General features: G+C 64.2%; 22 protein-coding genes and 2 pseudogenes. 11 read left to right on the forward strand and 13 right to left on the reverse strand.

Going from position 1 to position 26016, the window contains the following annotated elements; translation table 11 throughout:
- Positions 1-40: 40 nt before the first annotated feature.
- A complete protein-coding gene (locus ACVWZ4_RS08345; RefSeq protein ID WP_456701106.1) occupies positions 41-1060 on the reverse strand; it encodes a substrate-binding domain-containing protein in 1020 nt (339 codons plus the stop codon).
- Between the two features lie 206 nt (positions 1061-1266).
- Between ACVWZ4_RS08345 and ACVWZ4_RS08350 the strand changes: the two genes are divergently transcribed.
- The 5 genes from ACVWZ4_RS08350 to ACVWZ4_RS08370 all read left to right on the forward strand — a co-directional run bounded on the left by ACVWZ4_RS08350 (position 1267) and on the right by ACVWZ4_RS08370 (position 7432).
- Positions 1267-2505 (forward strand): ROK family transcriptional regulator, encoded by a 1239-nt coding sequence (locus tag ACVWZ4_RS08350; RefSeq protein WP_456701105.1) that lies wholly within the window; start codon positions 1267-1269, stop codon positions 2503-2505.
- 8 nt (positions 2506-2513) lie between these two features.
- Positions 2514-3473: a carbohydrate kinase family protein gene (locus tag ACVWZ4_RS08355; protein ID WP_456740067.1), complete on the forward strand. Its 960-nt coding sequence runs from the start codon at positions 2514-2516 to the stop codon at positions 3471-3473.
- Positions 3474-3524: 51 nt separating this feature from the next.
- A complete protein-coding gene (gene zwf / locus ACVWZ4_RS08360; protein WP_456705143.1) occupies positions 3525-5003 on the forward strand; it encodes a glucose-6-phosphate dehydrogenase in 1479 nt (492 codons plus the stop codon).
- A gap of 70 nt (positions 5004-5073) precedes the next feature.
- The gene (gene edd, locus ACVWZ4_RS08365) at positions 5074-6903 is read left to right on the forward strand and encodes a phosphogluconate dehydratase (protein ID WP_456740068.1); all 1830 of its coding nucleotides are present in this window, start codon (positions 5074-5076) and stop codon (positions 6901-6903) included.
- Between the two features lie 295 nt (positions 6904-7198).
- Positions 7199-7432, forward strand: coding sequence for a hypothetical protein (locus ACVWZ4_RS08370; RefSeq protein ID WP_456736356.1), 234 nt, complete (start codon positions 7199-7201; stop codon positions 7430-7432).
- A 94-nt stretch (positions 7433-7526) separates the two neighbouring features.
- Here ACVWZ4_RS08370 and ACVWZ4_RS08375 read toward each other — a convergent pair whose 3' ends face one another.
- From ACVWZ4_RS08375 to ACVWZ4_RS08390, 4 genes are all read right to left on the reverse strand, one after another.
- A complete protein-coding gene (locus ACVWZ4_RS08375; protein WP_456701101.1) occupies positions 7527-8162 on the reverse strand; it encodes a hypothetical protein in 636 nt (211 codons plus the stop codon).
- Between the two features lie 86 nt (positions 8163-8248).
- Positions 8249-9010: a hypothetical protein gene (locus ACVWZ4_RS08380; RefSeq protein ID WP_456701100.1), complete on the reverse strand. Its 762-nt coding sequence runs from the start codon at positions 9008-9010 to the stop codon at positions 8249-8251.
- Positions 9011-9143: 133 nt separating this feature from the next.
- A complete protein-coding gene (locus ACVWZ4_RS08385; protein WP_456740069.1) occupies positions 9144-9392 on the reverse strand; it encodes a hypothetical protein in 249 nt (82 codons plus the stop codon).
- A gap of 123 nt (positions 9393-9515) precedes the next feature.
- The gene (locus ACVWZ4_RS08390; RefSeq protein ID WP_456740070.1) at positions 9516-10481 is read right to left on the reverse strand and encodes an NAD(P)H-dependent flavin oxidoreductase; all 966 of its coding nucleotides are present in this window, start codon (positions 10479-10481) and stop codon (positions 9516-9518) included.
- A 110-nt stretch (positions 10482-10591) separates the two neighbouring features.
- Between ACVWZ4_RS08390 and ACVWZ4_RS08395 the strand changes: the two are divergent.
- Positions 10592-11815 (forward strand): annotated as a pseudogene (locus ACVWZ4_RS08395) (AMP-binding protein); the annotation flags it as partial.
- A gap of 353 nt (positions 11816-12168) precedes the next feature.
- Here ACVWZ4_RS08395 and ACVWZ4_RS08400 read toward each other — a convergent pair.
- A complete protein-coding gene (locus tag ACVWZ4_RS08400) occupies positions 12169-13089 on the reverse strand; it encodes a DMT family transporter (RefSeq protein WP_456701098.1) in 921 nt (306 codons plus the stop codon).
- Positions 13090-13186: 97 nt separating this feature from the next.
- On the opposite strand from ACVWZ4_RS08400, the gene ACVWZ4_RS08405 reads away from it, so the two are divergent.
- The gene (locus ACVWZ4_RS08405) at positions 13187-13960 is read left to right on the forward strand and encodes an AraC family transcriptional regulator (protein ID WP_456740071.1); all 774 of its coding nucleotides are present in this window, start codon (positions 13187-13189) and stop codon (positions 13958-13960) included.
- Positions 13961-13989: 29 nt separating this feature from the next.
- Here the strand turns inward: ACVWZ4_RS08405 and ACVWZ4_RS08410 are convergent, their stop codons facing one another.
- The 7 genes from ACVWZ4_RS08410 to ACVWZ4_RS08440 form a co-directional block, all read right to left on the reverse strand.
- Entirely contained in the window at positions 13990-14763 is a 774-nt protein-coding gene (locus tag ACVWZ4_RS08410; protein WP_456701096.1) for a thioesterase family protein, read from the reverse strand.
- A gap of 11 nt (positions 14764-14774) precedes the next feature.
- Entirely contained in the window at positions 14775-15743 is a 969-nt protein-coding gene (locus ACVWZ4_RS08415) for an NAD(P)H-dependent flavin oxidoreductase (protein ID WP_456701095.1), read from the reverse strand.
- A gap of 314 nt (positions 15744-16057) precedes the next feature.
- Positions 16058-17458, reverse strand: coding sequence for an aspartate ammonia-lyase (locus ACVWZ4_RS08420; RefSeq protein ID WP_456701094.1), 1401 nt, complete (start codon positions 17456-17458; stop codon positions 16058-16060).
- 29 nt (positions 17459-17487) lie between these two features.
- Entirely contained in the window at positions 17488-18024 is a 537-nt protein-coding gene (locus ACVWZ4_RS08425; protein ID WP_456740072.1) for a hypothetical protein, read from the reverse strand.
- Between the two features lie 55 nt (positions 18025-18079).
- Positions 18080-18682 (reverse strand): YqaA family protein, encoded by a 603-nt coding sequence (locus ACVWZ4_RS08430; protein WP_456740073.1) that lies wholly within the window; start codon positions 18680-18682, stop codon positions 18080-18082.
- 34 nt (positions 18683-18716) lie between these two features.
- Positions 18717-19121 carry a phosphoribosyl-ATP diphosphatase gene (hisE, locus tag ACVWZ4_RS08435; protein ID WP_456736360.1) on the reverse strand — a complete coding sequence of 135 codons (405 nt, stop codon included), beginning with the start codon at positions 19119-19121 and terminating at the stop codon, positions 18717-18719.
- Positions 19122-19233: 112 nt separating this feature from the next.
- A complete protein-coding gene (locus ACVWZ4_RS08440) occupies positions 19234-19596 on the reverse strand; it encodes a hypothetical protein (protein ID WP_456701090.1) in 363 nt (120 codons plus the stop codon).
- A 296-nt stretch (positions 19597-19892) separates the two neighbouring features.
- Between ACVWZ4_RS08440 and ACVWZ4_RS08445 the strand changes: the two genes are divergently transcribed.
- The 4 genes and pseudogenes from ACVWZ4_RS08445 to ACVWZ4_RS08460 all read left to right on the forward strand — a co-directional run bounded on the left by ACVWZ4_RS08445 (position 19893) and on the right by ACVWZ4_RS08460 (position 26015).
- Positions 19893-21713, forward strand: a complete 1821-nt coding sequence (locus ACVWZ4_RS08445; protein ID WP_456740074.1) for a glucan ABC transporter ATP-binding protein/ permease — start codon at positions 19893-19895, stop codon at positions 21711-21713.
- A gap of 200 nt (positions 21714-21913) precedes the next feature.
- Entirely contained in the window at positions 21914-23410 is a 1497-nt protein-coding gene (locus ACVWZ4_RS08450; RefSeq protein WP_456740075.1) for a D-alanyl-D-alanine carboxypeptidase family protein, read from the forward strand.
- Between the two features lie 208 nt (positions 23411-23618).
- Positions 23619-25306 (forward strand): annotated as a pseudogene (locus tag ACVWZ4_RS08455) (long-chain-fatty-acid--CoA ligase).
- 223 nt (positions 25307-25529) lie between these two features.
- Positions 25530-26015, forward strand: coding sequence for a peroxiredoxin (locus ACVWZ4_RS08460; protein WP_092226973.1), 486 nt, complete (start codon positions 25530-25532; stop codon positions 26013-26015).
- Position 26016 lies beyond the last annotated feature (1 nt).

A 26016-nucleotide genomic window follows, 5' to 3' on the forward strand; every position in this document is an offset into this window, starting at 1 on the left:
GCCCTCCGGGCGCCTGTCCGTGTCGGGGACGCTTTGGCGATCAGCCCCAGCACTTGTTCAGTGCTGCCGTGCTGTCGATCGACGGAAGTTCGCCGGCCGGCTTGTCGGTGACGAGTTCGACGCCGGTGTTGAAGAAGTCCAGACCAGGCGACGGCTTGGGTTTGCCGCCGCCCGTGGCGTAGACCTTCACCGCCTCGACGCCCTTCGCAGCCATCAGCAACGGAAACTGCATGGAGGTGGCGCCGATCACGCCGTCCTTCACATTGCGCACGCCGGGACAGCCGCCGTCCACGGACACGATCAGCACGTCCTTGTCGCGGCCGACCGAACGCAGCGCCTCGTAAGCACCCGCAGCCGCCGGCTCGTTGATGGTGTAGACCAGCGAGATGCCCGGCTCCTTCTGCAGCAGGTTCTCCATCGCCTTGCGGCCGCCCTCCTCGCTGCCGAGCGTCACATCATGTCCAACGATGCGCGCATCCTTCTCGTCACCGATCTTGGCGGGATTGCCGAGATCGATACCGAAGCCCTTGAGGAAGCCCTGATCGCGGGCGACGTCCACCGAGATCTGGTTCACGTTGAGGTCCAACAGCGCGATCTTGGCGGATGCCGCCTTGGCTCCCAGCATCTTGGCAGCCCACTGCCCGATCATCTGGCCGGCCAGGAAATTGTCGGTGGCGAAGGTTGCGTCCGCAGCATTCGCGGGATCGAGCGGGGTATCGAGAGCAATGACCACGATGCCCGCAGCGCGCGCCTTCTCCACGGCCGGCACGATGGCGCGGGAATCGTTCGGCGTGATCAGGATGCCCTTGGCGCCGGCCGCGATCAGGTTCTCGATCGCTGCGACCTGGCTCTCATTGTCGCCATCGACCTTTCCGGCGAAGGAGCGCAGCTCGACGTCGTTGGACTTCGCCGCCTCTTCGGCGCCGGCCTTCATCTTCACGAAGAATGGATTCGTATTCGTCTTGGTGATCAGGCCGACGATCGGCTTGTCGGCCGCATGAGCGCTACCGGCGCCGAGAGTAAGCGCGAGCGCAGCGACGAGACTGATTGACTGACGCATTGTTTCCCTTCCCTGGAACACTTTGTTGGGCGCGGCCGGGACCGCGTTCTGACGATCCTAGAAGCACGGGAACGCGCGTGTCAATAAATAAATCATCCCGACTTATTAATTGACAGGCGTCCATTCTGGGTTCATGTCAGGAGAAACCGCTTGGGATCGGCCATAAGACCACCGCACAGCGAGAACACGGAGTTTGGAGGCCGCGGATGGACAAAACGGGATCGGTTGCGGGGAATCCACAGGCAGTCTCGTCGGGCGAGAGCCGCGGCACGACCCAGTCGGGCGTGAGACTTTACAACGAGCGCCTGATCCTTTCGCTTATTCGGCGCCACCGCGGTCTCGCCAAGGTCGAGATCGCGCGCATGACCGGTCTGTCCACTCAGACCACAACGGTGATCATCAACCGGCTGGAGGCTGATGGCCTGCTGCTCGCGGGCGAGCCGCAGCGAGGGCGCATCGGACAACCTTCCGTGCCTTATTCGCTCAACCCGGACGGTGCCTTCGGAGTCGGTCTGATGATCGGCCGGCGCAGTTCTGATCTGGTCTTGATGGATTTCACTGCCGGAATTCGCGCCAGGCGCCGCATGATTTATTCCTTTCCTCTCCCTGAAGACATCGTTGCGTTTGTAGAACGCGAGATGCCGGGTCTGCTCAACGAACTGCCTGAATCCCAGCAACGCAGAATTAGCGGCATCGGCGTCGCGATGCCCTTTGAGTTGTGGAATTGGGAAGCGGATTTGCAAACGCCGCCGGGCCTGCTCGGCAAATGGCGGAACTTCAACGTTGCCGCCGAGCTTTCGCGCCGCTTCGCCCCCTGGCCGGTGCGCGTCTGCAACGACGCAACGTCGGCATGTGCGGCGGAACTCAACTTCGGTGCCGGGGCTGCTTATCGCGACTTCGCATATTTCTATATCGGCGCATTCGTCGGCGGCGGCATCGCTCTCAACGGCAGCCTCTTCCCCGGCCGCAGCGGCAATGCCGGCGCGCTTGGCTCGATGCCGATCATGCGGCGCGAGGACAATGGCGCGGCAAGCCTTCAACAGCTGATCCGCACCGCCTCCATCTACCGGCTGGAGCGACGTCTGATCGCTGCGGGCCGCCAGAGCACGGATATCTGGCTGTCGCCCGACGACTGGTCGAGCTTCGATGAACCGCTGGAAGGCTGGATTGCCGAAGCTGCCCAGGCGCTGGCACAAGCGACCGCCGCATTGCTGGCCGTTATCGACTTCGAAGCCGTCATCATCGACGGGGCCTTTCCGCTCGATGTGCGTCGACGGCTCGTTGCGCGCACAAACGCATATTGGGTCGACATGGATCGTCAGGGCCTCACCGATGCCGTGGTGGTCGAAGGCTCGATCGGGCGTGATGCGCGCGCGATTGGCGGCGCGGCCTTGCCGTTGCTCGCGGCATTCGCCCGCGACTACGACGTGCTCTTCAAGGAGTGAGCAGCATCGTGATTCTCGTTTGCGGCGAAGCACTCATCGACCTGTTCGTGAAGGCACCCGAGGCAACGGAAATGTCGGCCCGCGCCGTTGCCGGAGGCTCTCCGTTCAACGTCGCCGTTGGCCTGGCCCGGCTTGGCGTTCGAACGGCTTTTCTCGGTGGCATCTCGCGCGATCGATTCGGCGTGTTCCTCGCAGAGGCCCTCGTACGCGAAGGAGTCGACGATCGCTTTGTCGTCCGCACCGACCGGCTGTCCACGATTTCGGTCGTGGCGACTGCCGATGACGGTCAGCCAAACTACGCGTTCCATGGCGAGGGCGCGGCGGATCGTTCGCTTCAACCTGCTGATCTGCCCGCGGTGCTGCCGGACGACATTCGAGCCTTGACCTTCGGCTCCTATTGCATGGCGGTCGAACCGGTCGGCACCGCATATGCCGCGCTCGCCCAACGCGAGCAGGGGCGTCGCGTCATCAGCGTCGATCCGAACCTGCGTTTGAGCGTCGTTGGCAATCTGCAACGCTGGGCCGTCGCTGCGGAACGCTTCTACCGGACGGCCACGATGATCAAGGCGAGTGACGAGGACATCCGCGTTGCGTGGGGCGGTCGCGTGTCAATCGCCGACGCCGCCACTTACTGGCTCAGCTGCGGGGCGCGCCTTGTGGTCGTTACAGAGGGAGCGAAGGGCGCGACCGCGTTTTCCGCCGCGGGCAGCGTTTCCGTGCCGGGTCGTCATGTCGTCGTGCGTGACACCGTCGGCGCCGGCGATACTTTCCACGCCGCGCTGCTCGCGCAGCTCGCCAAGACCGGAAGGCTCCATCCTGAGGCGATCGCGACGCTCGAACTGCCGGACATCCGCGACCTGCTCGCTTATGCGACGATCGCCGCCGCAGTCACGGTTTCCCGCAGTGGCGCCGATCTGCCGACTGCGGACGACATCACAGCAAGCCTGAATCCACATCCGAGAGGCTGACGAATGCAAGATGGCGGCATGGGATCTGTTGGAATTGAGAAACGGGCGAGCGTGACCGGCCGCGTGATTCCGGTTGCTCCCTTTGTCCTGACCGTCTTCGGAGCGACCGGCGATCTTGCGCGCCGCAAGCTGTTACCGGCGCTGTTTCGCCGCGATTTCGCCGGCCAGCTGCCCGATGCGGCCACCATTTTCGGCGTTGCACGCGGCCCGATGCCCCGGGACGAATTTCTCGCAATGGTGCGCGCGGCCATCTTGGAGCATGTGCCGGAATCGAAAACCACCGGCCCCGTACTCGATCGCTTCCTTGCGCGCCTCAACTACATGGCCGCCGATGCAGAAGGTGAAAACGGGTGGGCCGAACTCGCAGCCGCCCTGTCGCACTACGCCGAACGCGTTCAGGTCCATTATCTAGCGACTGCACCGCAGCTGTTCGGACCGATCTGCGAGAGGTTGGGAAGTTACGGCCTCGCAACCGGCGACTCTCGCATCGTCATCGAGAAGCCGATCGGCAAGGACGTCGAGTCCGCGATCCGGCTCAATAAAACCATCGGCAGCACATTCCCGGAGGAGCGCGTCTACCGGATCGATCACTATCTCGGCAAGGAGACCGTGCAGAATCTGATGGCGCTGCGCTTTGCCAACGCGCTGTTCGAGCCGCTGTGGAACGCCGCCCACATCGATCATGTGCAGATCACGGTCGCCGAATCCATCGGCGTGGAAGAACGTGGCGCCTACTACGACACGTCGGGCGCTCTCCGCGACATGGTGCAGAACCATCTCCTGCAACTGTTGTGCCTTGTCGCGATGGAGCCGCCGTATTCGCTCGAAGCCGATGCCGTGCGCGATGAGAAGCTCAAGGTCCTTAAGTCGCTCGAGCGAATCGACGAGACGAACGCGGCGGCCTTGACTGTGCCGGGTCAATACCGCGCCGGTGCGTGTAACGGCGTCGCTGTCCCCGGCTACGCCGACGAGATCGCCAATCACCAAAGTACGACCGAGACTTTCGTGGCGCTCAAGGTTGCCGTTGCGAATTGGCGCTGGACCGGCGTTCCGTTTTACCTGCGCACCGGAAAGCGGCTGCAGCAGCGCAGCTCCGAAATCGTCGTGACTTTCCGCAAAGTCCCGCATTCGATCTTCGATTCGGAGTCGGGAAAGGTCTTGCAGACGCGACTCGTGATCCGCCTGCAGCCGGACGAGGGGATCAAGCTCTGTCTCATGGTCAAGGAGCCCGGGCCGGGAGGCATGCGGTTGCGATACACCCCGCTGGACATGAGCTTTGCGGAAGCCTTCGACGTCTCCGTGCCTGACGCCTATGAGCGGCTCCTGATGGATGTGGTCCGCGGCAACGCGACGCTGTTCATGCGCCGTGACGAGGTCGAAGCAGCATGGCGCTGGATTGATCCGATCCGCCGGGCGTGGGGCCAGATGAATGAGCTTCCCCGGCCCTATGTCGCGGGCAGCTGGGGCCCCTCTGCCGCCGTCGCGCTGATCGAACGCGACGGCCGAACATGGGCGGAGGACGGTCCATGACCTCGGCTCGATCCGCCGATGGCGCAGAGGCAGGCATTGCAGACGGAATATTCCTGAACAGGAGGCTTCTATGACGATCGATGCAAGGGTCAATGCGCGGGTCGCCGAGGTGACGGATCGCATCGCTCGCCGCAGTCACGACAGCCGTGCACGCTATCTCGACCGCATCACGGCAGCGGTCACCACGCCGGTGCGGCGGCGATTGGGATGCGCCAATCAAGCCCACGCCTTCGCGGCTTGCGGAACGCACGACAAGAAGGCGATGCAGGATGGCCACGTTCCCAGCGTCGGAATTGTCACCGCCTACAACGACATGCTCTCGGCCCATCAGCCCTACGAGCGCTTCCCTGAGTTGATCCGTCAAAGCGCGCGCGCAGCCGGTGGTGTTGCCCAGGTCGCGGGCGGCGTCCCTGCGATGTGCGACGGCATCACGCAAGGCGAAGCGGGAATGGAGCTCTCGCTGTTTTCGCGGGACGTCATCGCCTTGTCCACCGCGGTCGCGCTGTCGCATCAAACCTTCGATGCTGCGGTGTTTCTCGGCATTTGCGACAAGATCGTGCCTGGCCTCGTCATCGGCGCGCTCTCGTTCGGGCATTTGCCCGCGATATTCATTCCATCCGGTCCGATGACTTCAGGCCTTGGCAACGATGCCAAGTCGAAGATCCGGCAGGCCTACGCGGAAGGAAAGCTCGGTCGCGAAGCGCTCTTGGAAGCTGAAGCGCAGGCCTATCATGGCGCGGGCACCTGCACTTTCTACGGCACGGCCAACACCAACCAGATGTTGATGGAAATCATGGGCCTGCATTTGCCGGGGGCATCCTTCGTGACACCGAACACGCCCTTGCGCGATGCACTGACCCGCGCAGCCACCAAGCGGGCGTTGAACATCACCGCGCTCGGCAATCAATATACCCCGATTGGCCGGATGCTTGACGCGCGCGCTTTCGTCAACGGCATCGTCGGGCTGCATGCGACAGGTGGCTCGACCAACCTGACGCTGCATCTGGTTGCCATGGGTGCCGCGGCCGGCCTCAGCCTCACGTGGGACGATTTCGCCGACCTCGCGCAGGTGACCCCGCTGCTCGCGCGCATCTATCCCAATGGCTCGGCAGACGTGAATCATTTTCACGCGGCCGGCGGGATGAGCATGTTGATACGGGAACTGCTGGCGGAGGGGCTGCTTCACCGCGACGTCACAACCGTTTGCGGCGATGGACTGGACGCCTACCTGCAGGAGCCGGCGCTCGATGCCGAGGGAGCCTTGACGTGGCATGACGGCCCCGTCGCCAGCGGCGATCCTGCCGTGCTTCGAGGAGCCGCCGAGCCTTTCCAAACAACGGGCGGTCTACGGGTTCTGACGGGCAATCTCGGCCGCGCCGTCATCAAGACATCCGCGGTCTCGACCGAGCGCCAGGTCATCGAGGCGCCTGCACGCGTATTCCATTCCCAGGAGGATCTGCAAAAGGCTTTCGCTGCGGGCGAACTCGTGGGTGATTTTATCGCGGTGGTCCGATTCCAGGGTCCGAAGGCCAACGGCATGCCCGAGTTGCACAAGCTGATGCCGCCTCTTGGCTCACTTCAGGATCGCGGCCTGAAGGTCGCGCTTGTGACGGATGGGCGGCTTTCAGGTGCGTCCGGCAAGGTTCCTGCAGCCATCCACGTCACTCCGGAAGCAGCCGAGGGCGGCGCGATTGCACGGATTCGCGATGGCGACGTCGTTCGGCTCGACGCCGCCGCCGGCCGGCTCGAGGTGCTCGTCGATCCCGGCGACTGGGCCACACGAGTGCATGCGCAAGCAGATCTCTCGGGGGCGCATGTGGGGGTCGGCCGTGAACTCTTCGGCTTGTTCCGCGAACGGGTCAGTAGCGCCGATACCGGCGCAAGCGTTTTTGCCGGTTGAATGCGCGAGACGCGTCCGCGGCATCTCTGCTCGCGATAAGCCAGGCTCCCCGTGCCCAATCGGGTGAAAATCGCGAGGCCGTGCATGATTCCCTGGCCTTCGATCGCCCGGTTGAAAACCGGGAGCCAGCCAGCCGCGTCGCGACCTGCAACACGTCGCGCCAAGCATCGATCACAGCTTCGCTCATGTTCTCCAAACCCAGGCGCCCGGTCGATCGGCGGCTCGGCGACCTTCGACTTCGCCACGGCAATACCTATATCCTGCGGCGAACGCGTGTCGATGCAGTGAGCATGTGATGGCCGGAAGACGCACGACCGACACGGACGCCGACGACCTGCCCCGCTATTTCGTCTGGGTCCGCGGGCTCGACGGGCCCGAGCCGCAGAAATGGATCGACATGGATTTCGGCCTCGGTGACTGGAAGCGGCCGCTGGTGCTGGCCTGGCTGGAGCTGCCGGCGGACGAGCGGCGCCTGCCGCTGTCGCTGCTGGTGCGGCGATATCCGCCGCCACGGGTGGAGACGCTTTAGCCGCGACACATCACGCGACAGGGCGCGCGCAGCGTTCGAGGAACGGGCTGCCACGGAACGCGCGACGGCGACTCCAACTCAATCCCGTCTCCCTTTAGTCGTCGTCATCGAGACCAAAGAGCCGGATTTGCGGGAAGCCGCCGCGCGGCCGGCTGGCGTAGTCGCGCGCGTTGGAATCCTCGCGGACGTTGCGTGCCACATCATCCCAATTGGTCTGATCGCGCATGCCGCGGGCATCTCGTTGCTCGTAACGGTGGCGCGCCCAGCGCTCGTGCCGTTCCGCCCGCCGTCGTTCGGATGCGGCGCGCTTCACGTCGGAATTGCTGGCCTTCGCATAGGCATTGTCGGGAGGAGATGCCGGCTCTGTGGAGGCCTGCTGCTCGGCGGGTTTCGTTGCTTGCGGAGATGGTGAAGGCGTTGGCTTGGGCGGCTCAGCGCTGGCCTGACTAGTTCCGGCATCGGGTTTCGCTTCGCCTTGTGCCTGAGCCGGCGCGGCGATCATCGCGCCGAACGACTGTGATCCCGTGAGATATTGCACACGCTCCGATGGCGCATTCGTCGTCACCGGCGTGGCGGCTTCGGCGCGTTGCGCCGCCTTGGCTGTGTCGGGTCCCTGCTTGGGCGCGATCGGATGCATGATGTTGCCGGCAACGATGCCGCCGCCGAGACCAATGGCGATGGCGGCAATGATCGATCCGGCGCCGACGAAATACGCTGTCAAGGCGCGCATAGGTCCACTCCCTCTTCGGAGCGGGCAACGCCCGACGATTGTCGGATGTTCCTGATGGAACAGGTTCCCCGTGAGGGAATGTCCTGTCAGATCTGCTCGGCGACCTTCTCGAGTCCGATGACGCGGGCGAGCTTGCGCACTTCTTCCTTCTGGTCGTCACGCAACTGGAACAACAGCGGCATAGCGGCCGACTTCAATTGCTGGACCTCGTCGCAGTTCGGATCGATCTGCACGTTCGGCCCGTTCGGATTGGAGAGCTTGTTCGCGGAGATCTTGCGGACGACGTTGCGCAGCGCGCTCTCGACCGAGGGCCAGTAATATTCCTGCGACGACGACAATTTCAGGCGATCCCTGATGCCGGCGATCTGCACGTCAGAGAGCAGCGAATAGGTCTTTTGCGGCTGCGGCCTGGCGGCGACCTTCGGCTTGGCCGGGGCGTCGTGGAGCGCGACGGTGACCTCGGCGGCAACAGGCGCTTCCAACGAGGCCACCTTGGTGTTGCCGGCCTTAGGCTCAACAGCCGTTGACTCGACAGCTTTGGGCATCGGGAAATCGGCGGGCGTGGACGCGGCAAAGGCCTGGCGCAGCGGCTCGGTCAGAACGGGCGCCTGGGACAGCTTGTCGGCCGGCACCTGAACGGGCTCGATCGCGGCCGAGGCCAGCGCCAGTGTCGGAACCAGCCGGTCCGCCTTGGCGGCGCGGTTGGCGGTGATCTGCTTCGGCGGCTGTGCCTGCGTGATCATCTCGGCACCGGCGCTCGGCACGCTGTCACGGCCTAGAATGGCGGTGGTGGCTGCACCGAGGACCAGCAAGCAGGTCAGCACGGTGATGGTGATGGCTCTGGACAAACGTCTCTCCGGGAGGGCCGCTTCACGTTGTTGTTAGAGATGCCCAGCAAAAGGGAACGAATTAAGGCTTGAGTGTGCCTTTGCGGCGACAATCACCCTGCCTGCGGCGACGAATCCAGAATACCAAGTAAGATCAGGCAGCTAGCCCCAGATCATAGGCGTCCTGGATGTCGGCGACGATCTCGGAGGCCTCCCAGACGGCGCGCGGCTCGACGGACTGCAGCGTCACCGTCCAATTGCCGCCCCGGCGGGTCCGGGGGACGCTGACGATGTCGAAGCGGACATTGCGGCACAGCGGGTGGCGGGCCAGCGCATGGGCGACGCGAACGCGGATTTCGTCCAGCGTTGCCGAGGTCTTGCTGTTGAGAAAATCGAAATCCATCGCCTGTCCCTCTCGGTCCTGATTGGCGGCCCTGTTGGGGATTCTTGGCGAGGGTTGGTTAATCTCCCGTTAAGCGCCGGCTTGCGGAGCCATGCGAGATTAACCGAACCAGGGCGCAGAAAATTACCGCTCGCGAGCCTCGCGGTACTCCGTGACCGTCCGCGCCACGAGTTCGTCGACCGCCATCACGCCGGCGACGCCTGAAGTCGAATGCCCGCCGCTCCAGATGTCGCGCCAACGCTGCGGCGGGTTCTCACGCGCACCGACGTCGATGTCCTTGCCGATGTCGATGGCACCGCGTGCCGGCAGATCGTCAGGATCAAGCCCGGCCGCCACGATCGACGGGGTCAGCATGCTGGTCTGCAGGCCCGTAAACGCGGTGGTGAGCAGGATGTCGTCGGCGGTGCTGTCGACCAGCATCTGCTTGTGGCGCTCGTCCGCCATGCTCTCGTGCGTCGCGATGAATTTGGTGCCCATGTAGCCGAGATCGCAACCGAGCACTTCGGCCGCATGCAGCGCGCGGCCGTCGCTGATGCCGCCGGCGAGCACGATGATGCCGTCGTAGAACGCGCGCACCGCGCGGACGAAGGCAAACGGATTGAGCCAGCCGGTCTGCCCACCAGCGCCGGCGGTAAGCAGCACAAGCCCGTCGGCGCCTGCCGCCGCCGCGCGTTCGGCATGGCGGATGGAAGCAACATCCGCCAGCACCAGCGCGCCCGCATCATGCAGCGGCTGCAACACCGGCGCGGGCGAGCCGACCGACGTGATGACGATTTCGGGCCGGTGATTGAGCAGCACGGCAAGATCCTGCTCCAGCCGTGCATTGGAGCGATGCACGATCAAATTCGGGCAGAGCGGCGCGGCCCTGCGGCCGGTCTGATCCTCGTGCTGCCGCAACCGCGTTGCGATCTCGGTGAGCCACGCATCAAGCCGTTCCGTACTGCGGCAATTCACGGTGGGAAAACTGCCGATCACGCCGTTGCGGCAAGCCGCGACCATGAGCTCGACGCCTGACACCAGAAACATCGGCGCCGCGATCAGCGGCAAGCTCAGACGATCGCGAACATGTTGCAGTCGATCGGATGCCACCCAGACCTCCCTCTCTCTGCTAGAGTCCTCGACAACATTGGCACGCGAGAAGCCGATGACAAAGCAACGAGGAAACATATGTCCGATCCGCTCTACGCATCGTCCTCGGCTTGTGCGCAGACGCTACGGGCGCTGGCGAGCTCGCCGCGAAGGCGACGCTGCTCAAGGCTGTCTTCACGACGGGGCCGGCCGATTACGGCGTCGATCTGCTGGCCGCGACCGAGAGCGCGGGACATGCCGGCGCGCGGTGCCTCGCTGGTCTCGACGATCTCTCCACGCTGAACTACACCGGCGGCACCACGGGCAAGTCCAAGGGCGCGCTGCGCTACCACCGCGAGAATGCCGGCGCCGCCGGCGCGATCCTCGCCGACTTCGAAATCCCCGACGCCCCGCGCTATCTCACGGTCGCGCCGATCAGCCACGTCGCAGGCACAAAGGTGCTGCCGACACTGATGCGCGGCGGCACCGTGCACATGCTCAGGGGTTTCGATCCCGAAGCCGTGCTGGCAACGATCGCCCGCGAGCGGATCAATTTCACGCTGTTCGTGCCGACCATGATTTATGTGCTGCTCGACCATCCCGCGCTCGGCAGGACCGATCTCTCCTCGCTCGATCTCGTGCTTTACGGCGCCTCTGCGATGTCGCCGAGCCGGTTGGTGGAAGGCATAGAGCGCATCGGCCCGGTGTTCTCGCAGCTCTATGGCCAGACCGGGTGCTATCCGGTCTCGGTGCTGCGCAAACGGGATCACGACGCCAAGACGCCAGAGCTGTTCCTGTCCTGCGGTTTCCCGATCGCGGCCTGCGAGGTCAGGATTCTCGACGACGACGACCAGGAGGTGAAGGCGGGCGACCCCGGCGAGATCTGCGTGCGCGCGCCGCATGTCATGGCGAAATACTGGAGGCGGCCGGAGATAACCGCCGAAACGTTGAAGAACGGCTGGGTCCATACCGGTGACATCGCGCGCCAGGACGAACGCGGCTACATGTTCATCCTCGACCGCAAGAAGGACATGATCGTCACCGGCGGCTTCAACATCTTTCCACGCGAGGTCGAGGACGTGCTGTCGCAACATGCAGATGTCGCGATGGTCGCGGTGGTCGGAATCCCCGACGAGAAATGGGGCGAGGCCGTCACGGCCATCGTCGTGCCGCGCGAGGGTACGAAGCCCGATCCGGACGAGCTGATCAATATGGTGCGGACGCGAAAGGGCTCCGCGCATGCACCAAAGCAGATCCAGTTCGTCAAGCAGCTGCCGATGACCGGTGTGGGCAAGATCGACAAGAAGGTGCTGCGCGCCGGCTTTTGGAGCGGCCGGGGCCGGATGGTCGGGTAATCTCCCTGATTGCAGCACCGGGTTCGGACCACACGCATCGCGCGAACCCTCCGAAACAATCAGCGTTTTCACCCGGGATATTACGGTGTCGTTGTGGCGCCGGCACCACAATGCGCGACGGAGTGCGCGTCCGTGCGCCCGCCCGATTGCCGGCAAATCAGGGAATCAACTACATCGCTTCTGGGGCTGGGGAAGCGGAGTGGGACATGAGAGTCGCTTCCCTGGAAAGTGCAGTCGCCGCGGTCACGTTGATCACGGCTATCATCGTGGTGCTGTGGGAGATCAAGATCTTCTACGGATTATGAACTGGCAGGATGCTAGGCATCCCTTCCGCGGCGGCGGAAGCCTGCCGGTTAATTGCCGGGCGCTCCCATCACGGGCTTCGACATCCATAGCGGCCGACGAAACAGCGCAGCGCAGCCGACGCCGGCAAGCGCAACACCACCACCGATCACATCGGAGGCGCGGACGGGTTCGCCGAGCAGCAGAATGGCACCCAACGCGGTGAGCACCGGCAGCAGATTCATGAAAATCGCACAACGATTGGGACCCAGGATCTGCACGCCGCGGACCCACAGGAACGGCAGCACGATCGAGGCAAGCCCGCCGGCATAGGCGATCAGCGGCAACGTCTCGGCATTGAGCGCGCGCATCGGCGCCGGCGTGGCGAGAAAGGCCGGAAACATGATGGCCAGCGCGCACAGCGCCTGCATGTAGGTCGATTGCCAACCAACCACGGGCAGATCCCAGCGCTTCAGCAGAACGCCATAGAGCGCATAGACCAGCGCGGCGAGGAACATCAGGGGATCGCCCGGATGCACGCCGTTGCGCAGCAACGCGGCCGGATCGCCGCCGCTGACGAGATAAACGAGGCCGGCGAGCGACAGCACGCCGCCCCCGACGAGGCCCACAGTCGGCGTCTCGCGCAGCAATAGCGCGCTCAGCAGCACCGTGAGCAGCGGCGTCAGCGCGGTGAACACCGCCATGTTGGTCGCGGTGCTGGTCTCGGCTGCGAGATATGACAGGCTCTGGAACAGGCACATCGCCAGAAAGCCGAGGACGGCGAACTGGCCAAGATGCGGCCAGATGGCCGCGCGGTTGCACCAAGCAGGCCGCCCGACGAACAGGCTCATCAATCCGACCGCGAGCAGGAGGCGATAGAACGTGATCGCCTCGGGGCCGATGGCGTGGGCGGACAACCGTGAGACGATGACGTTTCCTGCCCACAGCACGATGGCGAAGAACGGATAGAGGAAAGCGGGCTTGGTGGCCATGGTTTCAACCGTTGAGCTCGAAATGGTGAAGCCGGGCGTAGCGCTTCCGCGAGCGTCCGTATCGCTCTAGACTGACCGTGACTGTCGAGATTGAGACATGCTGGACGAACTAACCTCGCGCCATCTTGCCTTCCACGCGACCCATCGCCCCCTGGTGGGGATGGAAGCGGATTATCCGGATGGCGCCTCCACCGGCGTGCACGCGCATCCGACCGCGCAGCTGCTCTACGCGATCGAAGGCGTCATGGTGGTGCGTTCGGCCGCGGGCACGTGGATCGTACCGCCGAACCGGGCGGTCTGGCTTGCGCCTGGTCTGGACCACGAGACGATCATGTCGGGGCAGGTGCGGATCCGGACGGTGTTCGTCGAATCGCAGGCATCACCGCATCTGCCGGAAAAGAACTGCGTACTCGCGGTATCGCCGCTGCTGCGGGAGCTGATCATCGCGGCCACGCGCATTCCGATCGACTACGACGAGACTGGCCGCGACGGCCGCCTGATGCGGCTGCTGCTCGACGAGTTGCGCGTCTCGGACGCACTGCCGCTGCATCTGCCCTTTCCCGATGACGCCAGGCTTCGTGCGATCTGCGTGGCAATCGCCGACGATCCGTCCGACGGTTCAACCGCCGAACAATGGGCGGATCGCGTCGGCGTCACCGCCAAGACAGTGCATCGCCTGTTCGCGAAACAGACCGGCATGAGCTTCGCGCGATGGCGACAGCAGGCGCGGCTGCTGCGCGCGCTGCGCCGACTGGCCTCCGGCGAGAAGATCATCGACGTCGCCTTCGATTGCGGCTACGCGAGCCAGAGTGCATTTTCGGCAATGTTCCGCCGGCACTTCGGGGTGCCGCCGTCGATGTTTTACCGGTGAGGCGCCGCCTGCCCCCCCGATCAGTGCCTTCACCGCTTCTCGATCACCAGGCTCTGAATCGCGCGGCCGAAATAGCCCTGCCGATCAGCCAAGCGTGACATCGCGAGCCCTGCACCGTCAGGGCCGATCCAGGATTCACCGTCGAGCAAAATCCAATCGCCGACCGGCTGGCGCGCAAGGCTCACGGTGAGGTCGGCGTTGATATAGGTCCAGGCGCCGAAGTCGAGCGTCGAGGCGGTGCCGTTGGAGAAATCGGCGGCGACCACGGCGCGCACGGCCTGCGAGACCGCCTCACCTTCAACCAGCGGATGGTCCAGCCGAAACCAGATCGCGCCGGCGCCGGCCTGGCCGAAGCGGCCGCGCGCCGCGCGCATGGAGACCATGCCCGCGAACGGACTGGTCGCGCCGTGCCCGTCCTCGACCAGCGAATCCTCGGGCGGCGGCAGCGCGACCGGCGGATCCCTGACGTCATCAGGCAGCGGCTGAGACTGTTGCTTGATCTTGAGCACGGTGGCGCCAACGACCTGCACGCCGCCGGCGAGCAGCTTGATCCCGCAGAGCTGGATCTTGCGGCCCTCGCGCAAGATGTCCGTCTCGATCGTGAGCGGCCCGACCGGCACCGGGCGCATCAGGTCGATGCTGACACGCGCGATGTTCATCGGCACGGGCGTCGGAATGCGCTCCGCCGCCCATGCCGCCAGCGCAGATGGCGCCGAGCCGTGCTGCATGCGCCGATCCCATGGCCCTGCGGCATTGGGGCTGGTGACGACGTTGTTGCCGTCGACGCTGTAGATGGCGCTCATTGCGAGACCGATCACAACGGCGGATCGATCGCTTCCTCATATTCCTTCTTGAAGCGCGCGATCAGATCGGCGGCGGGGACGATGCCGTCGACGCTGCCGATGCCCTGGCCCGAGCCCCAGATCTCTTTCCAGGCCTTCGGCTTGGGGCGTTCGCCTGATGCATCGGTACCGAAGTTCATCTTCGATGGATCCGATGTCGGCAGGTTCTCCGGATCCATGCCGGCTGCGAGGATCGAAGGTTTCAGATAATTGCCGTGCACGCCGGTGAAGAGGTTGGAATAGACAATGTCGTCGGCCGTCGAGCCCGCGATCATCTCCTTGTACTTCTCGACCGCGTTGGCTTCCTTGGTCGCGATGAAGGCCGAGCCGATATAGGCGAAGTCGGCACCGAGGATGCGCGCGGCGCGGATCGCCTTGCCGTTGCCGATGGCGCCCGACAGCGCGATCGGGCCGTCGAACCATTTGCGGGTTTCGGCGACGAAAGCGAGCGGCGAGATGGTGCCGGCGTGACCGCCGGCGCCGGCCGCGACCAGGATCAGGCCATCGGCGCCCTTCTCGATCGCCTTGCGGGCGAACTTCTGGTTGATCACGTCGTGGAAGACGATGCCGCCCCAGCGGTGAACGGCCTGGTTCAGCTCCTCGCGCGCGCCGAGCGAGGAGATGATCATCGGCACCTTGTACTTGGCGCAAAGCTGCATGTCGTGGTCGAGCCGGTTGTTCGACTTGTGCACGATCTGGTTGACCGCGAACGGCGCCGACGGCTTGTCGGGGTGGGCGCGGTCATAGGCCGCGAGCTCTTCGGTAATCCGCGCCAACCATTCGTCGAGCAGCTCCGGCGGGCGCGCGTTCAGCGACGGAAACGAGCCGACCACGCCCGCCTTGCACTGCGCGATCACGAGATCGGGCACCGAGATGATGAAGAGCGGCGAACCGATCACCGGGATCGACAGGCGCCCCTTGAACAGAGCAGGCATGGACATGGTGGAACGATCCTTTGCTGGCGGACGCATTGAAGGTTGGGGGCCATACCAACAAGGCAATCTTTCCACTGTCAAGCATTGCGTTGCGACGCCGCGGCGGACGCCCTTGCCACAATTCCAACGCGCGGAATTCCGACCGCGTGCAGTCTATCCGTCTTTCTCCGTCATTGTGAGCGAAGCGAAGCAATCCAGTGTCTTTCCAACCCAGCAAATGCGTCTTTGACCATCTGGTGGCGCCAGTTAGAGACAGTCTGGATTGCTTCGTCGCAAGGACTCCTCGCGGGGACGAGGAGAGACTTGCGGATGGCGCGAGCCTACCCGGTCAAATCCGGATTGATCAGGCGCTCGAACGAGAACATCTCGTCCCATTTCTCCTGCGTCAGCAGCTTGCGTTCGATCACCACGATCTGGTGCAGCGACTTGCCGCTCTTGTAGCCCTCGCGTGCGATCTCGGCGCATTGCTTGTAGCCGAGCAGCGGCTTCAGCACGGTGACGATGCCGAGCGAGTTCAGCACCATGTTGCGGGTGTGCTCCTCGTTGGCGGTGATGCCGACGACGCAATTCTCGCGCAGGCTGTTGACCGCGCGCTCCATGGTACGGATCGAGAAGAACAGCGCGAACGAGATCACCGGCTCCATCACGTTGAGCTGGAGCTGGCCGGCACTCGCCGCCAGCGTCACCGTGGTGTCGAGGCCGATGACGAGGAAGCTCGTCTGGTTGACGACCTCGGGGATGACGGGATTGACCTTGCCCGGCATGATCGAGGAGCCCGGCTGGAGCTGTGGCAAATTGATCTCGTTGAAGCCGGCACGCGGACCGGAGGCCAGCAGGCGGATATCGTTGCAGATTTTCGTCAGCTTGCTCGCGGTGCGCTTCAGCACGCCGGAGAGCTGCACATAGGCGCCGGTGTCCGACGTCGCTTCCACGAGATCGCCGGCGAGAATGAAGTCGACCCCGGTCAGCGCGCTCAGGTGCCGGACTGCGAGCTTGGGATAGCCGACCGCGGCAGTGACAGAGGTGCCGATCGCGGTGGCGCCGAGATTGATCTCGCGCAGCAGCGCGCGCGCTTCCGAGATGCGGTCGACCTCCTCGCCGATCGTGGTGCCCCATCCCCTGAACTCGGCGCCGAGCGACATCGGCACCGCATCCTGCAAATGCGTGCGCCCCATCTTCAGCACGCGATCGAATTCGCGGCCCTTGGCGAAGAACGCCTCCTGAAGCTGGCGCAGCGCCGTCATGTAGCTCTCGAGCCGCAGGATCAGCGCCAGCCGAAACGCGGTCGGATAGGTGTCGTTGGTCGACTGGCCGTAATTGACGTGGTCGTTCGGGCTGACGTGCTGGTAGTCGCCCTTGACGAAGCCGAGTGATTCCAGCGCGAGATTGGCGATCACCTCGTTGGCATTCATGTTGGTCGAGGTGCCGGCGCCGCCCTGGATAAAATCAGTGACGAACTGGTCCATCATGTCGCCGGCGATGACGCGGTCGCAGCCGAGGATGATGGCATCGGCGACCTTGGCGTCGATCGCGCCCAGGTCGCGGTTGGCCATCGCAGCGGCCTTCTTCACGTAACCGAGCGCCTTCACGAAGTAAGGCTCCTGGTTCATCGGAATGCCGGTGATGTGGAAGTTCTCCTTACCCCGGATGGTCTGGACGCCGTAGTAGATGTCGTCGGCGATCTCACGTTGTCCGAGGAAGTCCTGCTCCGTGCGGCTCATGGGCGCTCCTTGCTGCTCGCGCGACGTCCCTAGTTCTGGCACAGCGCGCTGGTGACGACGGTATCGGTGCGGCAATCATCCGGTTTGCGTTGCCTGCCCGGAATGAGAACTTTGGCCGAGCACTTCTCGGCAGCGTCGGTGTTCAGACTCTTGCCTTCCCTGTAGCCCTTGCTCTGGCAGAGCTGGTCGGCGGCGGGCTTGCAGTCGGGCGCGCCATTGGACGAAACCGGACAGGCCGCGCGGCCCGACACCATGGTGGCCGGCCGTGCCAGGCGCGACAGATCGTTGATGGTCTCGCCGGGGCTTTTGATGGGCGGCAGGATCGATGGCAGCTTGTCGAACAGCTTGCCCATTTCGTTGAACAGCCCGGGGTTTTCCTCCCGCGCGGGCGGGGCCGAGGGAGCCGGCGTCGAGGACGGCGGCGCGGCCAGCGGTCCCTGCTCCTGCAAGCCGAGCGACGGCGGCGCGGATTGCGCCCATCCGGCCCCACCGACAGCAAGCAACAGCAGCACTGCTGATTTCAGCGTCCCGAGCCGCACCACCGGATTGCCGGATCGAACCATCATGCAGGCAAGCGTAGCCGAAGCCGGCCCAGCGGCAAAGCCGCCGCCGATTCAAATCCTAGACCAGCTTGATCGCCACCACGAAGCCAAGCACCAGCACGGCAGCGCCGAGCGCGACCCACAGGCCGAGATGCTTCTCGATCCGCTCGCGGATCCAGTCGCCATAGCGGTTGAGCAGGATCGCCACGATGAAGAAGCGTCCGCCGCGCGCGACGACCGAGCACAGGATGAAAAGGACGAGATTGTAGCCGGCAAAGCCCGAGGTGATGGTGACGAGCTTATAGGGGATCGGCGTCAGTCCCTTGAGCAGGATGATGACCGCGCCCCACTGGGCGTAGGAGGCACGAAAAGCATCGACCTTGTCGCCGAGGCCGTAGACCTGGATCAGCCAGTGGCCGACCGAGTCGAACAGGAGCGCGCCGATGGCATAGCCCAGCAGGCCGCCCAACACCGACGTCGCCGTGCAGATCGCCGCATAGACCCAGGCACGCTGCGGGCGCGCCAGTGACATCGGGATCAGCATCACATCCGGGGGAACGGGAAAGAACGAGCTTTCGGCGAAAGCCACGGCACCCATGATCCAGAGCGCATAGGGCTTGTGGGCGGCGTCGATGCACCAATCGTAGATACGTTTCAGCATGGCGCCGCGATCAAGCACCATGTGACGGATTTGTCCATCGTGAGTTTGTGATGATTTAGTGCCGTTTCCGTGCCGAACGGCCCTCGATCGCGACGATTGGACGCCGGGCCGAGGTAGGGGATGACGCGACCTTGGGCAGCTTCATCGACGATTTCGGCAGCTTTTCGGCAATGCCGAGCATGTCTTCCCGTCGCGACATTTCACGCCAGACATCTTCGGGGCGGACGCCGGCGGAAGCCCAGAGCACGGTGAGATTGTAGAGCAGGTCGGCGCTTTCCCGGATCACCGCTTCGGTGTCGCCGTTGACCGCATCGATCACGACCTCGATGGCCTCTTCGGCCAGCTTCTTCGCCATTTTGGAGGGGCCGCGCTGAAACAGCCGCGCGGTACGCGAGATTGCGGGATCAAGGTCCCTGGCCGCGAGCACAGCCAGATATAGCCGCTCAAGCGAATCACTCATGGACGCAAAATTACTCTAAACAAATGGTCGACGCGTTAACGCTTGACAATAAAGGCAAAAAGGCCGGCGCGAGCGCGCCGGCCTGTTTGGTCGATGGCTTATGGCCGAACGGTTAATTGCAACCGTACCCGGAATAGCCGTGGGCGCAGACCTTGTCGTAGCCGCCATAGCGCTCCTGATAGCCCGAGCCGTAGTAATAGGAGCCATAGCCGGGGCCGCCATAGTAGGCCGGGCCGCTGTCGTAGTAGTAGCCCGGACCCGCATCATAGGCGTAGGCGTCACGGGTCGCTGCGATCGCAAGGCCGGTGCCGATGGCGCCGGCAATGGCCGCGCCGGCGAAGGCCGCACCGCCACCACCATGCCAATGGCGGCCGCCTGCGAACGATGCGGTGGGGGCGACGGCGGTCAGCGCGAGCACCGCCGCGGTGGCAAGAACGGCCTTGCGGCCAGCAAATTTCGCAAATCGGTCGAACATGATTTGGACCCTCCTTGGGACCTCTGGGGTGCCTCGAGACAGGCTCAAGTCCTTCAAACACCTGCATCCCATCTTGGGTTCCCGAAACCCAACACAAGCTGAACGGGGTTGCGTAAACATGACGCAACCGCCGCTCATCTCCTGTTCAGGTTGAAGGATGCGCGCCGACCCCGCACAGGCTCGGCCACTCGATAGATCGGCTAAAGACGCCAAAAGCTTCCGCTGTATCTCGCTGACGATCCCTGCTTAAAATGCAATCCCATCGTCAAATCGCCTGTCCCGGTCAGCGCCGCCTCATGTCCATCTTCAGCCTCTATACCCGCGTTCTCGAGCTGCTCGGCAAGGAGGCGCGGCTGGGCTGGTTGCTGGCCTTCGCAAATCTTCTGCTCGCCGCCTCGCAATTCGCCGAGCCGGTGCTGTTCGGGCGCATCGTCGACGTGCTCTCCGGCAAGACGGTGCAGGGCTCGAATTCCGCATGGCCATTCCTGATGGCCTGGGTGGCGTTCGGGCTGTTCACAATCGCCTGCAGCGCGCTCGTTGCACTGCAAGCGGACCGGCTTTCCCACCGGCAGCGTCAGGCGGTGCTGACGAGCTATTTCGAGCACATCCTGCAGCTGCCGCTGACGTTCCATTCCGGCACCCATTCGGGCCGGTTGATGAAGGTGATGCTCAACGGCACCGATGCGCTATGGCGGCTCTGGCTCGGCTTTTTCCGCGAGCATTTTGCCGCGATCCTGTCCGTCGTGGTGCTGCTGCCGTTGTCGCTGTATCTGAACTGGCGGCTCGCGATCCTTCTCTTCGTGCTGTGCATCGTCTTCACCGCGTTGACGACCTTCGTCGTGCGCAGGACCTTCGGCATGCAGATGGCGGTCGAGGAGCAGTACAGCGAACTCTCCGCGCGCGCATCCGACGCGCTCGGGAACGTCGCGCTCGTGCAGAGCTTCGTGCGCGTCGAATCCGAGGTGCAGGGACTGCGTTCGGTTGCCGACCAGCTGCTTGCGGCGCAGATGCCGGTGCTGTCCTGGTGGGCGCTCGTCACCGTGATCACGCGCGCCTCCACCACCATCACCGTGCTCGCGATCTTCACGCTCGGCATCGCACTGCATGGGCAGGGTCTCAGCTCGGTCGGCGAGATCGTGATGTTCGTGAGCTTCGCGACGCTGCTGATCCAGAAGCTCGAGCAGGTGGTGAGCTTCATCAACAACGTGTTCATGGAAGCCCCGCGCCTGCGCGAGTTCTTCGGCGTGCTCGATGCCGTGCCGGCAGTCCACGACCGGCATGACGCGATCGATGCGGGCAGGCTGTCGGGTCTCGTCGAGTTCAACGACGTCACCTTCTCCTATGACGGCAAGCGACCGGCGGTCGAGGACCTCTCCTTCACGGCGCTGCCCGGCCAGACCATCGCGCTGGTCGGCCCGACGGGCGCCGGCAAGTCGACCGCGATCGCGCTGCTGCATCGCGCCTTCGATCCGCAATCCGGCTTCATCAGGATCGACGGCATGGACGTGCGCGGCGTCACGCTGACATCGCTGCGCCGAAACATCGGCGTCGTGTTTCAGGAAGCGCTCCTGTTCAACCGTTCGATCGCGGAGAATCTGCGCGTGGGCAAGCCGGATGCGACCGAAGCCGAGATGCGCAAGGCTGCGGAGCGCGCGCAGGCGCTCGATTTCATCGAGCGCAGCGGCGGCTTCGAGACCAATGCCGGCGAGCGCGGCCGCATGCTGTCCGGCGGCGAACGGCAGCGGCTGTCGATCGCGCGCGCGCTGCTGAAGGACCCACCGATCCTGATCCTGGACGAGGCCACCAGCGCGCTCGACGCGGTCACCGAGGCCAAGGTGAACGCCGCTCTCGATGAAGTGATGAAGGGCCGCACCACCTTCGTGATCGCGCACCGCCTCTCGACCATTCGCAATGCCACGCGGATCCTGGTGTTCGAGAACGGACGCGTGATCGAAACCGGAACTTTCGATGAACTCGTGGCCAAGGGCGGCCATTTTGCCGAGCTCGCCAAGGCTCAGTTCATGGTGCAGGAACGGGAACAAACACAGGGACAGGCAAACGCACGGCACGGCGCGAGTGCCGCCGAGGCCGCGGCTTCCGCCGCCAAATCCTCCTGACCAAGTCCCCACAACAAGTCCCCGCAGCACCGTCGAAATTCGGCCTATTTCATTGCGGAATACCAGGCGGAAGCCCCTATTCTCGACGCACGAGCCGGTATAGGTTTGCGACCGCCGCAAGCGGCGGCGCTGGATTTCAGAGCGTACATCACACGAGAACCGTCCGTATCAGGCGGATCTCCCAGGACCGGAATCGGATAGTGCACGCCTTTCGCCCGCTGCTTCGCAAGTCCCTGTTCAACCTGTTCGCTGCAGCGCTCGCCATCGGTGCGCTTGTCCTGCCGCGCCTCGCCAATGCCGAAGCGCTGCTGCTGATCGAAGCCGACAGCGGCAAGGTGCTGCAAGCCGAGAACGCGACCATTCCCTGGTATCCGGCCTCCGTCACCAAGATCATGACCGCCTATGTGACCTTGAAAGCGGTGAAGGACGGCAAGATCACGCTCGACACGCTGCTGACGGTGTCGCCGATGGCCGCCTCGCAGTCGCCCTCGAAGATGGGCCTCCGTCCGGGAACACAGGTGACCGTCGACAACGCGCTGAAGATGATGATGGTCAAGTCGGCGAACGACATGGCGGTGGTGCTCGCGGAGGGCGTCGGCGGTTCGATCGACGGCTTCGCCGACATGATGAACGACAACGCGAAGCGATTGGGCATGACGCAGACCAACTACGTCAATCCCAACGGCCTGCCCGCGGACGGGCACGTCACCTCGGCGCGCGATCTCGGCATTCTCGCGCGCTCGTTCCTGCGCGACCTGCCGGAATACGAGTCCTACGTGCACATCCCGGCGATCCGCTTCGGCAAGCGCATCACGCCGAATTTCAACAAGCTGATCGGCCGCTATCCCGGCGCCGACGGTTTCAAGACCGGCTTCATCTGCGCCTCCGGCTATAATCTCGTGGCATCGGCCACCCGCAACGGCCGCCGCCTGATCGCGGTGGTGCTCGGCGCCAGCTCCGGCACCGCGCGCGCGGTGAAGGCCGCGCAGCTGCTCGAGCGCGGCTTCAGCCAGGACAATCTGTCGTGGCTGCGTCCTTCGCTCGGCACGGTCGAAAACCTCGTGCCGGTCGATGCCTCTCCGCCGAACCTGCGCGAGGAAATGTGCGGCGGTCATCGCAAGCATCCGGCCAGCGACGACGACGATGCGTTGATCGCGACCAATGGCGCGACGGGCGGTCCGGCTTCCGCAACCGGCGGCGCAGCCCAGGTGACGTTCTTCACCGCAGGCCTCCAGCCCCCTTTGATGAAGGCCTCCGAGCTGATGGCTTCAGCGCCTGCGGCCGCAGAGCCCGTCGTGGTGTACACCGGCCCGACTCGCACCGGCGCAGCCCTGGTCGCGGCGGTCGCCGCCGACACGGACCAGCAGAGTCCGCCGAAGGCGCGTGGCAAGAAGCCGCGCGTCGCCAAGAAGCCTGACGCCGGCAGCGATGCCAAGAGTGATGCCAAGACCGGCGCCAAGACCGATGCGAAGGCAGCGGCTGCAAAACCCGCGGCCACAAAGCCGGACGCGGCTGCCAAGAGCAATGCCAAGAGCGATGCCAAGAGCGATACCAAGGCCGCGGCAAAGCCGGCGGCAAGCAAGCATGCCGCGGCCAAGTCTGCGGACAAACCTGTAGCGAGCAGCGACCAGGCTGCCGCCAAGCCGGCCAAGCCGAAGGCGGCCACCAGGCCGAAGCCCGCGCCCAACAACAGCTAGGTTCACGCGGCCGGCCCGTTGGTTGCGAGCGCACTTCGCACCTGCGGCAGCGATTTGCGACGATTCCAGTAGCCACTCTCCAGCCTTTGCCCTAAGCCTCGGCCTCCAAGCCTGGACCGCTTGCCAGCCGTTCCGGCAGGCTCGATACTGCGGGCAATGAGGCAAGCCCGAGGCACAACGGGCTCTGATGCAAGAGAGGGGAGTTTCCATGGAGCGCATCTGGCTCAAGCAATATCCGCCCGGCGTGCCCGCCGATATCGAGCCGACGCAATACGCATCGCTGGTCGACCTGCTTGAGGAGAGCTTTACGAAGTTCGCCGGCCGCAAGGCGTTCATCTGCATGGACAAGGCGCCATCACCTATCGCGACCTCGACCAGATGTCGCTGGCGCTCGCGGCTTACCTGCAGGGTCGCGGCCTGCAGCGCGGCGCTCGCGTCGCAATCATGATGCCGAACGTGCTGCAATATCCCGTCGCCACCGCCGCGGTGCTGCGCGCCGGATTTGCCGTGGTCAACGTCAACCCGCTCTACACGCCGCGCGAGCTGGAGCATCAGCTCAAGGATTCCGGCGCCGAAGCCGTCATCGTGCTGGAGAACTTCGCGCATACCGTCGAGCAGGTGGTCGCGAGGACGACGGTCAAGCACGTCATCGTCGCCAGCATGGGCGATCTGCTCGGCTTCAAGGGCATGATCGTCAATCTCGTCGTCCGCCGCGTGAAGAAGATGGTGCCGGCCTGGTCACTACCGGGCTCGGTGTCGTTCAACGACGCGCTCTCGGCCGGACGTGGCCAGACCTTCAACAAGCCGAAATTGTCGCCCGGCGACGTCGCCTTCCTGCAATATACCGGCGGCACCACCGGGGTCTCAAAGGGCGCCACGCTGCTCCATCGCAACATCGTGGCCAACGTCTTGCAGAACGATGCCTGGCTGCAGCCGGCGCTCAATGCGCCGCCGCATGTCGAGCAGCTCATGATCGTCTGCGCGCTGCCGCTCTATCACATCTTCGCGCTGACGGCCTGCTATCTGCTCGCGGTGCGCGCCGGCGGCTGCAATCTCTTGATCCCGAACCCGCGCGACATCGCAGGCTTCGTCAAGGAGCTGGCGAAGTACCAGGTCAACAGCTTCCCGGCAGTGAACACGCTCTACAACGGGCTGATGCATCACCCCGACTTCAAGAAGCTCGACTTCTCCAAGCTGAAGATATCCAACGGCGGCGGCATGGCGGTGCAGCGCCCCGTGGCCGATCAATGGAAAGCGATCACCGGCTGCTTCATCGCCGAAGGCTACGGCCTGTCGGAGACCTCGCCGACGCTGACCTGCAACCCGGCGACGGCAACGGAGTTCACAGGTACGATCGGCATTCCCGTGCCTTCGACCTGGATTTCGATCCGCGACGACGATGGCAACGAGCTGCCGCTCGGCCAGGCCGGCGAGATCTGCGCCAAGGGCCCGCAGGTGATGTCGGGCTACTGGAACAGGCCCGAAGAGACCGCGAAGGTGATGACGGCGGACGGTTATTTCCGCACCGGCGACATCGGCATCATGGACGAGAAGGGCTACACCAAGATCGTGGATCGCAAGAAGGACATGATCCTGGTCTCCGGCTTCAACGTCTATCCGAACGAGATCGAGGAAGTAATCGCGAGCCATCCAGGCGTGCTGGAATGCGCCGTCATCGGCATTCCCGACGCCAAGTCGGGCGAAGCGGTGAAGGCCTTCGTGGTCAGGAAGGACCCGAACCTCACGGCTGAATCCGTCATCAAATTCTGCCACGAGCAGCTGACGGGCTACAAGGTACCCAAGCACATCGAATTCCGCAGCGATCTGCCCAAGACCAATGTCGGCAAGATCCTGCGCCGCGAGCTGCGCGACGAGAAGAAGGCCCAGGCGGCGTAAGGCCGCCTCTGTCCCGGAACGGCGCGCGTCTGCGCGCCCTTCCGTCATAAGCGAAGCAATCCGAGAATGTATCTGCGGAGGCAGTCTGCATCGGCTCGTCGCAAGAGCTCCTCGCAAGGACGAGAAAAAGGCACCGCGGCCTCGTCACGGCTGTTTGAAGCCGTTTCCCTCCGGCGGTAAAATGCTCTAGAACAGCCCCGGCCCTTTCCATGGAGAAACGACGATGGCGATCCAGACTGGCGACAAGCTGCCCGAGGCGAAATTCCGCGTGATGACGGCGGAAGGCCCGCAGGTGAAGACCACCGACGATATCTTCAAGGGCAAGAAAGTGGCGCTGTTCGCGGTGCCCGGCGCCTACACCGGCACCTGCCACAAGATGCATCTGCCGAGCATCTTCCTCAACGCCTATGCCATGAAGGACAAGGGCGTCGACACCATCGCGATCGTCTCCGTCAACGATGCCTTCGTCATGAATGCCTGGAAGCGCGACACCGACCAGCGCGACGAGGCGATCTTCCTCGCCGACGGCAATGCCGACTTCGCCAAGGCGATCGGCATGGAGCTCGACGCCTCCGGCAACGGCCTCGGCATCCGCTCCAAGCGCTATTCGATGCTGGTCGAGGACGGCGTGGTCAAGAAGCTGAATGTCGAGGCGATGCCCGGCAAGGTCGAGGTGTCGGGCGGCGATACGCTGCTGGGGCAGCTGTAAG

The sequence above is a fragment of the Bradyrhizobium sp. USDA 4472 genome, assembly GCF_054058595.1.